The sequence below is a fragment of the Streptomyces sp. NPDC048734 genome (assembly GCF_043198675.1).
In the GTDB taxonomy this organism is placed as follows: domain Bacteria; phylum Actinomycetota; class Actinomycetes; order Streptomycetales; family Streptomycetaceae; genus Streptomyces.
In genome coordinates, this window is sequence record NZ_JBICUZ010000001.1 from 333,403 (window position 1) to 346,189 (window position 12,787).

The following is a 12,787-nucleotide window of genomic DNA, read 5'->3' on the forward strand; positions in this document are numbered from 1 at the left end:
GGGGAGAGGCGCGGGAACGGGAGCGGCAGCCTGAGCGGGTCGAGGGAGACGGTGCCACGTCCTCGCGCGGTCGGGAGGACTTCCGGGACCACCAGGGCACCCGGGACGCGCAGGCGGGCGAGCGGGAACGCTCGGCGCGAGTGACCGACGCCGGCGGTTCCGCGAGCGGGGCCTGCGCCGAACGATCCGCTCACGCACTCGACGACGTGCATCCGTCGGGCGGGACCGAAGGGCGGCCCGCCCCGGGCACGGCTCAGGGGGAGCGCCCCGCTGAGGCGGCGGGAGAGACTCCCTCCGCCGGTGCGGCCGTAGCAGCCGCGTCCGAGGACAGGAGCGAAGGCGGCCCTTCCTCGAAGGCGGTGGAGGGCGGCTCCTCGACGCCCGTCGACGCGGACGACCGTCCGGCACGCGCGCACGAGACCGGCGACTCCTCGCACGACCGGTCCAGGGCCGAAGCCGTCCCTCACACGCGTGTGCGGGACAGGTCGCGGGGCGAGGACGGTCCCGCGCGTGGGCGCCAGGACAGCCCCGCGCGCGTGCCGGACGGCGAACGCTCCCGACGCTCGTCCGGCACCGGCCGCCCCGCGCACCCGCCGGAGACCGAGGCTCCCGTACGCGGCCAGGACATCCGGGGAAGGGACCGTGGCGCACACCCCCCGCAGGAGGACCCCGGTTCCGGTGAACCCTGGGGCGACGGTCTCATCGCGCGTCGCGTGAACGAGGCCACCGCCGCCGAACAGGCCGCCGCGGCCCTGGAGGTCCGGTCCGGCAACTCCCAGGCCGCCGCGGCCCCCCTGGCCTACGACGGCCACCTGCGCTCCCGCCTCGACGCGCTGCGGGAACTGGTGGGACTCTCCCGCGCGCGGCTCGACAACAGGACGCTCTCCGAGGCGGGCCGGGTTCTCGACGAGGCGGCTGCCCGGCGCAGGCTCTCCGGACAGCACACCGTGGTCGCCATCGCCGGGGCCACCGGCAGCGGCAAGTCCCAGTTGTTCAACGCCCTCGCCGGGGTGACCATCTCGGAGACGGGCGTACGGCGGCCCACCACCGCCGCCCCCATCGCGTGCAGTTGGAGCGACGGTGCGGCGACCCTGATCGACCGGCTCGGCATCCCGGGCCGGCTGCGCCGCCGCCCGGTGCAGAGCGCGGACGCGGAGGCCCAGCTGCGCGGACTCGTCCTGGTGGACCTGCCCGACCACGACTCGGCCGCCGTGCAGCACCGTGAGCAGGTCGACCGGGTCCTGGCCCTCGTGGACGCCGTCATCTGGGTCGTCGACCCGGAGAAGTACGCCGACGCCGTGCTCCACGAGCGCTACCTGCGGCCCATGGCGGGGCACGCGGAGGTCATGTTCGTCGTCCTGAACCAGATCGACCGACTGCCGGGCGAGGCAGCCGAGATGGTCCTCGACGACCTGCGGCGGCTGCTGGACGAGGACGGCGTCGCCCTCGGCGAGTACGGCGAACCGGGCGCGACCGTCCTCGCGCTGTCCGCGCTGACCGGCGACGGCATCGGGGAACTACGGGAACTGCTCGGTCAGTTCGTCGCGGAGCGCGGTGCCGCGGCGCGGCGCATCTCGGCCGATGTCGACGCCGCAGGTTGGCAGCTGCGGCCCGTCTACGCGACGACGCGGCGCGCCGGCCTGAGCGAGGAGGCGCGGGACGACTTCGCCGCCCGCCTCGCGGACGCGGTGGGCGCCACGGCCGCGGGCGAGGCCGCCGAACGCGCCTGGCTGCGCAACGCCAACCGCGCGTGCGGGACGCCGTGGCTGAGGCTGTGGCGGTGGTACCAGGACCGCAGCGATCCCCCCACCGGCAGCGTCCGGGTCCGCTCGCAGGCCGACGAGGAGGCCACCGCGCGGCAGCGCGTGGAGCAGGCGGTGCGTACGGTGTCGGAGCGGGCCTCGGCGGGGTTGCCCGCGCCGTGGGCGCAGGCGGTACGGGAGGCCGCCGTACGCGGTGCGCAGGGGCTGTCCGAGGCGCTGGACGAGCTGACCGCGCGGGCCGGGGTGCCGCAGGGGCGCCCGCCGCGGCCGGGCTGGTGGCCGGTGGCCGTGCTGGCGCAGGCCTCCATGACGGTCCTCCAGGTCCTCGGCGGCCTGTGGCTGGTCGGCCAGATCGCCGGGTTCATGTCGCCGAACCTGGGGGTGCCGGTGCTGTTGATGGTGGCCGGCATCATCGGCGGCCCGCTGGTGGAGTGGAGCTGCCGGATCGCGGCCCGCGGCCCCGCACGCAGATACGGCCAGGACGCGGAACGGCGCCTGCGCGAGGCCGCCGCCGGGTGCGGCAGAGCGAGGGTCCTGGACCCCGTGGCCGCCGAGCTGTTGCGCTACCGGGAGGTACGGGAGCAGTACGGCAGGGTGATGGGCGCACAGGCGCTGGCCAGGTGAGAAGGGGACGTGCGGGCGCGGTCCGGGGTGTCGGTCCGGGGCGGTGCGACGCGGATCCCCCGTCCGGGTGACGGCTTTTTCCACAGGCGGGTGGTGATCCACAGCGCTCGGCGGGCCCGCCCCGGCGGAGGCAGTCTGGTGTCGCGGCGATCGTGGCGAAGCGGTCGTGGCGTCGGTGGCGGTGAGCGGCTCGGGGCGTGTGCCCCGCGGCCGCCGCCGCCCCGGCAGACGCAGCCGTACGGGGCGGGCCCGTACGCGTATCCGCCCGGCGTCGACGCCCGGGTGAGGGAGGGGTCCTCGATGAACGAGACGATGGTCTGCGCGGTGGGGAACGTGGCGACGCAGCCGGTCTACCGGGAGCTGTCGGCGGGGCCGTCGGCGCGGTTCCGGCTGGCGGTGACCTCGCGCTACTGGGACCGGGAGAAGAACACCTGGGCCGACGGCCACACCAACTTCTTCACGGTGTGGGCCAACCGGCAGCTGGCGACGAACGTGGTCGCGTCGCTGAACGTGGGTGAAGCGGTGATCGTGCAGGGCCGGCTGAAGGTGCGCGCGGAAGCGCGCGAGGGCCAGAACTGGACATCGGCCGACATCGACGCCGTGGCGATCGGCCACGACCTCGCCCGCGGCACCTCGGCCTTCCGCCGCGCGGCCAGGTTGGAGCCGGCCGCCGTGGTCGCGGCGGCCGGCGCACCCGGGCAGCCGGAACCCGACTGGCGGACCCGGGCGGGGCAGTCCCCGGTGGAGCCGGAATCACCGCGGCGACGCGAGCCGGCGGCCGTGACCTGATGTCAGGGAGCGTGCCGGTACGACCGATCAGCGGCTTATCGACGGATACTGGCCGAAGTGGCGGGTTGATTTGTCGATAAGCCCTGCTCGGTCACGATCTTGGGGATAACGATTCCGAGTCGGATCACGCATCGGACGACCTGACCGGGAAGGCCGGTACGCCCGCCTCTCTAGGATGCCGAACGTGGCTCACGGGGCTTCTGATTCTGCTGGTGGGACCCGTCCCCCCACGTCAACGGGTCCTGCTGGAAGGGAAATTACGTGATTTCTTCGTTCTCCGCGCCGCTCGGGCGCGGACGGGGCGCGGTACGCCTCGCGGCAGGGACGCTCGTGTACGGGCTCGCCGCCGCCGGGGTCCTCGCCGCCGCGGGCCCGGCCGCCGCCGAGACCGCGGCGCAGCCCCAGGGCGGAGCGACGGCGACGATAGGCGGCCTCAAGACGTACGGAGCCGCCGTGCTGCGCGACGAGAGCGGGGACCAGGAGGTCTCGGCCGGCCTGTTCGAGATGTCCGTCGAGGGCGGCGGCACCCTCCAGACCTACTGCGTCGACCTCCACAACCCCACGCAGAAGGACGCCAAGTACCAGGAGGCTCCCTGGAGCGGCACCTCACTGGCCGTCAACAAGGACGCCGGCCGCATCCGCTGGATCCTGCAGAACTCTTACCCCCAGGTCAACAACCTGGCGGCGCTGGCCAAGAAGGCCGGTATCGCCGGGGGCCTCACCGAGCAGGACGCGGCGGCCGGCACCCAGGTGGCGATCTGGCGCTACTCGGACGGCGCGGACGTCGAGGCCGTCGACCCGCAGGCCGAACGGCTCGCGGACCACCTCCAGAAAGCCGCCCGTGCCGTGGCGGAACCCCAGGCCTCACTGACCCTCGACGGTGCCGCGGTCTCCGGACGCCCGGGCGAACTGCTCGGCCCGGTCACCGTTCGGACCGGTGCGAGCGCCGTGACGGTGTCACCGCCGCTGGACTCGGCCACCACCGGCGTCCGGATCGTCGGCAAGGACGGCGAGCCCGTCACCTCCGCGCAGGACGGCAGCGAGCTGTTCTTCGACGTGCCCGCCGACACCGCGGCCGGCGCCGCGGAGCTGACCGTCCAGGCCTCCACCACCGTCCCCGTCGGCCGCGCCTTCACCTCCGAGAGCCGCAGCCAGACCCAGATCCTGGCCGGCTCCAGCGAGTCGACCGTCTCCGCGACGGCGTCCGCGACCTGGGCCGGGACAGGCGCCGTACCGGCCCTTTCCGCGGCGAAGAACTGCACGGAGAACGGCGTCGATCTCACCGCGGCCAACCAGGGCGACCAGGCCTTCACCTTCGAACTGATGGGTGTGCGACACAGCATCCCCGCCGGCACGTCCAGGACGGTGACGATCCCCCTCCAGGAGGATCAGGCCTACGACTTCACCATCACGGGCCCGCAGGGCACCGAGAGCCGCTTCACCGGCGTCCTCGACTGCCGCACCAGAGCCGCCGAGTCCGGCTTGACCACCCAGACGCTCGCCGAACCGAGTCCGGCCACGGTGGGCGGCACCGCCTCCTCGGGTACCGACCTCGCCCAGACGGGCGGCTCCGACCTCACCCCCCTGATCGCGGGCACCGCGATCGGCCTGGTCGTCATCGGCGGCACGGTCCTGGTCCTCGTGGGCCGCAAGGAGAACGACGCGCGGGGCTGACCGACACCCACCGCGACACCCGCGGCCCCCTCGGGGGGCCTGCCGGTGCGGATCCCTGTCCCTGCCGGCGGACGAGGCTCCAGCCGAAGGCGACCCGTGACGACGTGTTCCGGGCCGTCCCCGGGCCCTCCGGCGTGCCCCGGAGTCACCCGATGGCGACCGACCGGGGTGGGGTGACGACCGGCCGGGACGGGGACGACGGCCGACCGGGACGGAGCAGACACCACCGTCCACGGCGAAACCCCAGGTCAGGGCCTCATGATCAAGCGGGTTTCCCCCCAGGGGTGGCCGTCCGGCAAGATGGGGTGTATCTGCCCACTGCCAGAATTCAAGCTGCCGGACGGTTTCTCTTGGCTGAGTACATCTACACCATGCGCAAGACGCGCAAGGCGCACGGCGACAAGGTCATCCTTGACGACGTGACGCTGAGCTTCCTGCCCGGCGCGAAGATCGGTGTGGTCGGTCCGAACGGTGCCGGTAAGTCCACCGTTCTCAAGATCATGGCCGGGCTGGAGCAGCCGTCCAACGGCGACGCGTTCCTGTCGCCCGGCTACTCCGTCGGGATGCTGCTGCAGGAGCCGCCGCTCGACGAGTCCAAGACGGTCCTGGAGAACGTGCAGGACGGCGCCGCCGAGATCATGGGCAAGCTCAAGCGCTTCAACGAGGTCGCCGAGCTGATGGCGACCGACTACTCGGACGCGCTCATGGAGGAGATGGGCAAGCTCCAGGACGACCTGGACCACGCCAACGCGTGGGACCTGGACGCCCAGTTGGAGCAGGCCATGGACGCCCTGGGCTGCCCGCCCGGCGACTGGCCGGTCACCAACCTCTCCGGTGGTGAGAAGCGCCGCGTCGCGCTGTGCAAGCTGCTGATCGAGGCCCCCGACCTGCTGCTGCTCGACGAGCCCACCAACCACCTGGACGCCGAGTCCGTGCAGTGGCTGGAGCAGCACCTCGCGAAGTACGCGGGCACCGTCGTCGCCGTCACCCACGACAGGTACTTCCTGGACAACGTGGCCGGCTGGATCCTCGAGCTGGACCGCGGCCGCGCCATCGGCTACGAGGGCAACTACTCCACCTACCTGGAGTCCAAGGCCTCCCGCCTCAAGGTCGAGGGCCAGAAGGACGCCAAGCGCGCCAAGCGGCTCAAGGAGGAGCTGGAGTGGGTGCGGTCCAACGCCAAGGGGCGTCAGGCCAAGTCCAAGGCGCGTCTGGCGCGCTACGAGGAGATGGCCGCCGAGGCCGACAAGATGCGGAAGCTGGACTTCGAGGAGATCCAGATCCCGCCGGGCCCGCGTCTGGGCAACGTCGTCGTCGAGGTCAACAACCTCAGCAAGGCCTTCGGTGAGAAGGTCCTCATCGACGACCTCTCCTTCACACTGCCGCGCAACGGCATCGTCGGCGTCATCGGCCCGAACGGCGCCGGCAAGACCACCCTCTTCAAGATGATCCAGGGCCTGGAGGAGCCGGACTCCGGCTCGATCAGGGTCGGCGACACCGTCAAGATCTCGTACGTCGACCAGAGCCGCGAGAGCATCGACCCGAAGAAGTCGCTGTGGGCCGTCGTCTCGGACGAGCTGGACTACATCAACGTCGGCCAGGTCGAGATGCCCTCGCGGGCGTACGTCTCCGCCTTCGGCTTCAAGGGCCCGGACCAGCAGAAGCCGGCCGGCGTCCTGTCCGGCGGTGAGCGCAACCGTCTGAACCTCGCGCTCACCCTCAAGCAGGGCGGCAACCTGCTGCTCCTCGACGAGCCGACCAACGACCTCGACGTCGAGACCCTGTCCTCCCTCGAGAACGCGCTGCTCGAATTCCCGGGTGCGGCCGTGGTCGTCTCCCACGACCGGTGGTTCCTGGACCGGGTCGCCACGCACATCCTCGCCTACGAGGGTGACTCCAAGTGGTTCTGGTTCGAGGGCAACTACGAGTCGTACGAGAAGAACAAGATCGAGCGGCTCGGTCCGGACGCGGCCCGTCCGCACCGCGCCACCTACAAGAAGCTGACCCGGGGCTGATCTTTCTTGCGGCACATCTACCGCTGCCCGCTGCGCTGGGCGGACATGGACGCGTACGGCCACGTCAACAACGTGGTGTTCCTCCGTTACCTGGAGGAAGCCCGTATCGACTTCCTGTTCCGCCCGGAGAAGGACTTCCAGCAGGGGTCCGTGGTGGCGCGCCACGAGATCGACTACAAGCGGCAGCTCGTCCACCGGCACCGGCCCGTGGACATCGAACTGTGGATCACACAGATACGCGCCGCGTCCTTCACCATCGCCTACGAGGTGAAGGACGGCGACCAGGTCTACGTCAGCGCGTCGACGGTGATCGTGCCGTTCGACTTCGCGACGCAGCGACCGCGCCGGATCACCGCCGAGGAGCGCGAGTTCCTCGAGGAGTACCGGGACGACGACAAGGAGGCCGTCGCCGCATGACGGTGCTCCACCTCGCCGACGAGGGGGAGGCGGCGGACCTCGCGGCCTTCCTCTCCCGGCTGCTCCACTACGACCGCGCGGCGGCGGTCCGGCTCCAGGCGGCCGGTACCGCGCTGGCCGTCTTCGGACGGCCGCCGTCCTTCGAGGTCCTCGCGGTCCGGGCGGTCCGGCTGGCGAAGCCGTACGAGAAGGGCCTCGACGTCACGCTGGACGTGACCGTGTCCGCGGGGGAGCTGCTGGAGAGCGTCGACGAGACGGCGGCCACGGCCGCCGTGCCCGCCGCGGTGACCGGGCCGCCCTGGGCGGGCGTGCTGCCGCCCCGCGGCGGCTGGGAGCCGCTGGCGGGCCTTCCGGCGCCGGACGGGTTGCGCGCGATGGTCGGCGCGGCGGTCGCTGAGTTCCGCCGTCGTACCGAGGAGCTGCCGGCCGAGCGGCGCACGCGCGCCGAACTCGACCGGATCGGGCGGGAGATCTGGTCCCGGACGGTCGGGGACACCGGCCTGCCCGTGCGCGCGGTGCACGCGGCCCAGTCCCTGGGCTTCCTGCGGCCGGCCACCACGGCCCGGGACACCGGGCTCTACTCCTCGGGGGCGTGGCTGCGACTGCGGACGCCGTACGGCTCGATCGCGGTACGGCGGGCGGGGCTCGGCGGCCTGGGCCTCAGCGTGCGCTGAGCGGCCGTACGCCCCGGCCCCACCTCACGCACGTCGGGCCCCTCGCACGTCGGGCCCCGTACGCCGGCCCCCGCACGCCGGTTCAGTCCGCGGTGTTCACCATGGACGCCGCCGCGTACGTCAGGTAGTTCCACAGCGTCTGCTCGTGCTCCTCGGACAGTCCCAGCTCGTCCACCGCGTCCCGCATGTGCCTGAGCCAGGCGTCGTGCGCGGCCCGGTCCACGGTGAAGGGCACGTGCCGCATCCGCAGACGGGGGTGGCCGCGGTTCTCGCTGTACGTCGTGGGGCCGCCCCAGTACTGGATCAGGAACAGCGTGAGCCGCTCCTCGGCCGGGCCCAGGTCCTCCTCGGGGTACATGGGCCGCAGGAGCGGGTCCTCGGCCACTCCCTCGTAGAAACGGTGGACCAGCCGGCGGAAGGTGTCCTCCCCGCCGACCTGCTCGTAGAAGGTCTGCTCCTGAAGCGTGCCGCGCCGAATCTCTTTCACGCCCCCATGGTCTCAGACCCGGGGACCGAGTACTCCGGTCCTAGGACCTCCGGCACGGGACCTCCGGGCCGGCCGGGCGTGGGCGCTCGCCCCGTGGACTTCCGCGCCGCACAGTGGACGTATGGCAGCGCATGCGCTCGGCAAGGAGCTGGAGGAGCTCGCCGCCTTGGAGCGGGCGGCGTTGGTGCGGGAGATCGAGGCGAGCGGAGCCTTCGCCGCCGATCCGGCCTGGCGGGAGGCCTTCGCCGTCGTACCCCGCCATCTCTTCGTGCCGTACTACTACGCCGGCGGCGCGGGCGGGTACGAGCGGCGCTGGGGTGAGAGCGCCGATCCACGGGCCCGCGAGCGGTGGGTGCGCGGCGCGTACGAGGACGTGCCGCTGGCCACCCGGCTGCGGGACGGCGAGCTCCTCTCCTCGAGCAGCCAGCCCTCGCTGATGGCCGAGATGCTGGCCGAGCTGCGGGTGCGGGAGGGGGACCGGGTGCTGGAGATCGGTGCCGGCACGGGATACAACGCGGCGCTGCTGTCGTACCGGCTCGGGGACGAGCGGGTCACCACCGTGGACCTCGATCCGGAGATCACCGAGTCCGCCCGGCGGCATCTCGCCGAGGCCGGCTACCGGCCGACCGTCGTCACCGGCGACGGCGCCCGCGGGGTTCCCGAACGCGCGCCCTTCGACCGGATCGTCGCGACCTGCGAACTGGCGTCGGTCCCACGGGCGTGGGTCGCCCAGTGCCGTCCCGGTGGCCGCATCCTGACCCCGTTGGCCACCGGGCTGCTCGCGCTGACGGTGGGAGAGACCGGGCAGGCCGAGGGGAACTTCCTGTACACCCCCGCCTACTTCGTCCCGCTGCGCGGCACCGCGCGGCCCGTGCCGGAGCCGGTCGCCCTCGGCGGGGTGCCGCCGGGGGTCAGGGAGAACGAGCTGTTCCGCTTCCTGCTGGCCCTCACCCGGGAGACCCTCGACCCCCAGGAGGCGTACGCGCTGTGGGAGCGCGAGGGCAGGCCCGGACGGCACCGGTACGGCGTCACCGTGGGCGGCGAGCAGATGTGGGCGTGGCTGGACGACCCGGAGGGACCGTACGCCTGGCCCCTCCCGGGATCGTCGGGCCCCAGCCTCGTCGGGACCTGACCCTCGTCGGGCCCCAGCCTCGTCGGGACCTGACCCTCTCGGGACCTGACCCGCCGGGACCTCAGCCCCGCCGGATCGTGATCGTCGTCCACGCGCCGACGTGGACGCGGTCGCCGTCCTGGAGGGGGACGGGCACGAAGGGCTGGATCGGCTCGTCGGAGCCGTTGACGGTGGTGCCGTTCGTCGAGTTCTGGTCGACGACCGCCCAGCTGCCGTCGGGCTGCTGCACCAGCACCGCGTGCTGGTGCGAGACGCCCGGGTCCTCCGGCGGCACCGACAGGTCGATGTCGGGGGTCTCACCGGTGGAGTGCCGGCGGCGGCCGATGGTGATCTGGTTGCCGTCGAGCGTGCGCTGCTGCTCGGGGGAGTAGGCGGGCAGGTTCAGGCCCGCGGCCTCCGGTCCCGAGCGGTGCATCATCGCCATGAAGTACTCGCGGTCCGGGCCTATCGTCGCCGTCCAGGTCTCCGGCTGCTGCGGGAAGGCCTGGCCGGGCGGGGGCGGGGCCTGGTGGCCGCCGGGCTGGGGGTAGCCGTAGCCGCCGCCCTGGTTGCCGCCGGGACCGGTGTGGGACGGCGGGGAGAGCACCCAGTCGTCGTCACCGCCGCCGAAGGGCGGGCCGGAAGGCTGCTGCGGCCGTCCGGTTCCCTGCGGGTAACCGGACGGGGCCTGCGGGCCGCCGGGCGGCTGGAAGGCCTGCGGGGCGCGTCCCCCGGGGCCGCCGTGACCACCCGGACCGCCGTGACCACCCGGACCGCCCGGCTGCGGCGGACCGCCGTAGCCGCCGCCCCGGCCGGAGGGCTCGCGTGCGAAGGGGTCGGAGGACGGGTTCGCGGGGCCGGGGCGGCGTCCGAAGGCGTCGCCGGGGGCACCCGAGGGGTCACGCCCGTAGGCGCCCGCGGGCGACCCGCCGCCGGGGCCGTTGGCCGGGCCACCCGGCGTGCCGCCAGGACCCTGTCCCTGTCCCTGCCCGTGCCCCTGCCCGTGTCCCTGCCCCTGCCCCTGAGGTCCGCCGGGCGGACCACCGAACGGCCGACCGCCGCCGGGGCCACCGGGGCCGCCGGGCGCCCCCGGTCCGCCGGCACCGCCGGAACCACCCGGCCCACCCTGGCCGCCCTGCTCATGCCCGAAGGGCCGGCCGCCCCCCTGGCCCGGAGGCCGTGAGGGGTCGCCGCCGAACGGCGGGCCCGGCGGGATCGGCTCGGCGGGACGGTTCACCTGGGACGGACGGGAGCTCTGGTAGTCGAACGCGTCGCTCCCGCCGAAGGACGGGGGCGGCGGCTGGAACCGCGCGTCCGGACCTGCTCCGGGACCACCGAACGGTCGACCGCCGCCGGGGCCGCCGGGCCCCCCCGGTCCGCCGGCACCGCCGGGTCCGCCCGGACCACCGGGACCGGGCCCACCGGGACCCGGCGTGCGCGGGGCGGCGGGCGTGTACGAGGTCGCCGTGTTGGTCAGGAAGTTCCACCGGCATTCCTCGCAGAACGGCGCGCCGCCCTCACGGGGCGTGCGGCACTGCGGGCACAGCTCCGGCTCGGCGTTCGGCCCCGCGGACAGGTGCCGGTTGTCGGGACGGCCACCGGCGCCCGGCGGGGGCGGCGGGAAGCCGTAGCCCCCGCCGGCCGGCGGCGGGGGAGGGGGCGGAGGTACGGCACCGGCCATGCGGTGACCGCAGACCTCGCACCAGTCGTCGGAACCCGACTGGTGTCCGTTCGGGCAGGTCGGCATGTCGGCGCGTCCCCCTTTCCTTCGGTGTTCCGCTAGCGTCCGCTAGGTCACTTCTTTACACGAACAGTCTTTGTGGACCTGGTCTCGAGGGTCATCTCGTCGGCCTCCGCGACCTTCGCCTTCAATCGCACAGTACCTGTCGGCGCGTCGACCACGTCCACCACCTTCGCAAGCAGTTTCGCAGTATCCGCGTTCCCGGACGCGCTCGCGAGCTGAACGGCCCGGCCCAGTTTGGCCGTTGCTCCATCCATATCGCCCGCTTTGCGAAGGTCCAGCCCCTGCTGGATGGCCTGGGCCAGTTCGGCCTGCCCGGTGTAGTGGGCGACCTGCGGGTTGATCGAGGTGGAGGCCGTCATGTCGTCGGTCCACACGGCCCGTACGAGGCCCTGCGCGCCCAGGTTCCGCACCGTGCCCCCGGGCTCCGGGATCACCAGGGAGACGCGCGCGGCCAGCATCTCCTGGCCGACGCCGGCCGCCGGGACCTCGACGCACACGTGGTAGTCGCGGGACTCGTCGCCCCAGGAACCGGTGGGGTAGTCGCCGGAACGCGGGCCCGACTCGGTGCGCCTGCCGGTCAGTTCCGCGACCGTCGGCGCGACCTGCTTGACGAACCGGACGGCCGCGCCGGCCGGGGTCCACAGCCGCAGGGCGACGTCCGCGACCTCCTTGCCCATGGCCGTCTCCATCATCCGCGTGAAGTCGGCGGCGAGCCCGGCCGGGTCGGCGACGATGTCGGCGGTGCCGAGCAGGGCGGAGGAGATGCCTGTGACTTCTTTCACTTCCCAGTCGGTGCCCACGCCGCGCGCGTCACAGGTGAACCGGCCCGCGCAGGAGTCCAGCGCGGCCTTGAGGTCCTCGGGCGACTCGTGTTCGTTGCGGCCGTCGGTGAGCAGGATGCCGTGCCGGATGGCGACGTCGGCGCCGGACAGCAGCCGGTCGGCCAGCCGCAGCCAGGTGCCGATGGCCGTGCCGCCGCCCGCGCTGAGCCGGCGCAGGGCCTGCTTGGCCTGCTCGCGGGTGGCGGGGTCGGCCACCGCGAGGCGTCCGCCGCCCGGATAGACCTCCGTGGCCACGTGCGTGCCGCCGATCACCGAGAAGTGCACGCCGTCGCGGAGCGTGTCGATGGCGGCGGCCGTCGCGTCGCGCGCGTTGCGCATCTTGGCCGACGGGTAGTCCATCGAACCGGAGCAGTCGACCATGATCGCCACGGCGGCGGACGGGCCCTCGCCCGGCGCGTACAGGTGCGGTGCCGTGACCCCGGTGCCGACGGTGCCGCCGCCGGTGGCGGTCACCGTCACGATCGCGTTGACCTCGCGGCCGCCCTCCGGCAGGTAGGCGTTCTGGTAGACGTCCACCGCGAACCGCGGCACGTTCGACTTCGAGAAATTGGCCATGCCTTTTCCCTCCCCCTCGGAAACTCCCACGGCGTGTGGGGTGACGACGCGGACGGACCGGTCCCCTCCGGTCCGCCACTGCTTCCCCGAGC

At 73.3% G+C, this 12,787-nt stretch carries 10 protein-coding genes; 7 read left to right on the forward strand and 3 right to left on the reverse strand.

The features are described from left to right. The first annotated feature begins 713 nt into the window (after nucleotides 1–713). The 6 genes from ACGFQC_RS01525 to ACGFQC_RS01550 all read left to right on the forward strand — a co-directional run bounded on the left by ACGFQC_RS01525 (nucleotide 714) and on the right by ACGFQC_RS01550 (nucleotide 7,956). Nucleotides 714–2,387 (forward strand): YfjP family GTPase, encoded by a 1,674-nt coding sequence (locus ACGFQC_RS01525; RefSeq protein WP_363088318.1) that lies wholly within the window; start codon nucleotides 714–716, stop codon nucleotides 2,385–2,387. A 300-nt stretch (nucleotides 2,388–2,687) separates the two neighbouring features. Continuing rightward, a complete protein-coding gene (locus ACGFQC_RS01530; RefSeq protein ID WP_363088317.1) occupies nucleotides 2,688–3,176 on the forward strand; it encodes a single-stranded DNA-binding protein in 489 nt (162 codons plus the stop codon). Between the two features lie 261 nt (nucleotides 3,177–3,437). Beyond that, nucleotides 3,438–4,850 carry a TQXA domain-containing protein gene (locus ACGFQC_RS01535; RefSeq protein ID WP_363088316.1) on the forward strand — a complete coding sequence of 471 codons (1,413 nt, stop codon included), beginning with the start codon at nucleotides 3,438–3,440 and terminating at the stop codon, nucleotides 4,848–4,850. A gap of 350 nt (nucleotides 4,851–5,200) precedes the next feature. Next, the gene (gene ettA / locus ACGFQC_RS01540; protein WP_363088315.1) at nucleotides 5,201–6,865 is read left to right on the forward strand and encodes an energy-dependent translational throttle protein EttA; all 1,665 of its coding nucleotides are present in this window, start codon (nucleotides 5,201–5,203) and stop codon (nucleotides 6,863–6,865) included. 6 nt (nucleotides 6,866–6,871) lie between these two features. Next, nucleotides 6,872–7,282 carry a thioesterase family protein gene (locus ACGFQC_RS01545; protein ID WP_363088314.1) on the forward strand — a complete coding sequence of 137 codons (411 nt, stop codon included), beginning with the start codon at nucleotides 6,872–6,874 and terminating at the stop codon, nucleotides 7,280–7,282. Beyond that, complete coding sequence (locus ACGFQC_RS01550; protein ID WP_363088313.1) at nucleotides 7,279–7,956, forward strand: hypothetical protein; 678 nt, start codon at nucleotides 7,279–7,281, stop codon at nucleotides 7,954–7,956. The genes ACGFQC_RS01545 and ACGFQC_RS01550 overlap by 4 nt, the downstream gene beginning before the upstream one ends. Nucleotides 7,957–8,038: 82 nt before the next feature. On the opposite strand, the gene ACGFQC_RS01555 is transcribed toward ACGFQC_RS01550, so the two are convergent. Next, nucleotides 8,039–8,443 (reverse strand): globin, encoded by a 405-nt coding sequence (locus tag ACGFQC_RS01555; protein WP_363088312.1) that lies wholly within the window; start codon nucleotides 8,441–8,443, stop codon nucleotides 8,039–8,041. Nucleotides 8,444–8,564: 121 nt separating this feature from the next. Between ACGFQC_RS01555 and ACGFQC_RS01560 the strand changes: the two genes are divergently transcribed. Beyond that, nucleotides 8,565–9,575 carry a methyltransferase domain-containing protein gene (locus ACGFQC_RS01560; protein ID WP_363088311.1) on the forward strand — a complete coding sequence of 337 codons (1,011 nt, stop codon included), beginning with the start codon at nucleotides 8,565–8,567 and terminating at the stop codon, nucleotides 9,573–9,575. Between the two features lie 61 nt (nucleotides 9,576–9,636). On the opposite strand, the gene ACGFQC_RS01565 is transcribed toward ACGFQC_RS01560, so the two are convergent. Together ACGFQC_RS01565 and ACGFQC_RS01570 are read right to left on the reverse strand one after the other, a co-directional pair. Continuing rightward, entirely contained in the window at nucleotides 9,637–11,301 is a 1,665-nt protein-coding gene (locus ACGFQC_RS01565) for an FHA domain-containing protein (RefSeq protein ID WP_363088310.1), read from the reverse strand. A 47-nt stretch (nucleotides 11,302–11,348) separates the two neighbouring features. Next, nucleotides 11,349–12,695 (reverse strand): VWA domain-containing protein, encoded by a 1,347-nt coding sequence (locus tag ACGFQC_RS01570; protein ID WP_363088309.1) that lies wholly within the window; start codon nucleotides 12,693–12,695, stop codon nucleotides 11,349–11,351. Nucleotides 12,696–12,787: the final 92 nt, after the last annotated feature.

Excerpts from the sequence above, each read along its gene's own strand:
- ACGFQC_RS01530 (WP_363088317.1), top strand. The coding sequence starts at position 2,688 with ATGAACGAGACGATGGTCTGCGCGGTGGGGAACGTGGCGACGCAGCCG.
- ACGFQC_RS01550 (WP_363088313.1), top strand. The coding sequence starts at position 7,279 with ATGACGGTGCTCCACCTCGCCGACGAGGGGGAGGCGGCGGACCTCGCG.
- ACGFQC_RS01560 (WP_363088311.1), top strand. The coding sequence starts at position 8,565 with ATGGCAGCGCATGCGCTCGGCAAGGAGCTGGAGGAGCTCGCCGCCTTG.
- ACGFQC_RS01565 (WP_363088310.1), bottom strand. The coding sequence starts at position 11,301 with ATGCCGACCTGCCCGAACGGACACCAGTCGGGTTCCGACGACTGGTGC.
- ACGFQC_RS01570 (WP_363088309.1), bottom strand. The coding sequence starts at position 12,695 with ATGGCCAATTTCTCGAAGTCGAACGTGCCGCGGTTCGCGGTGGACGTC.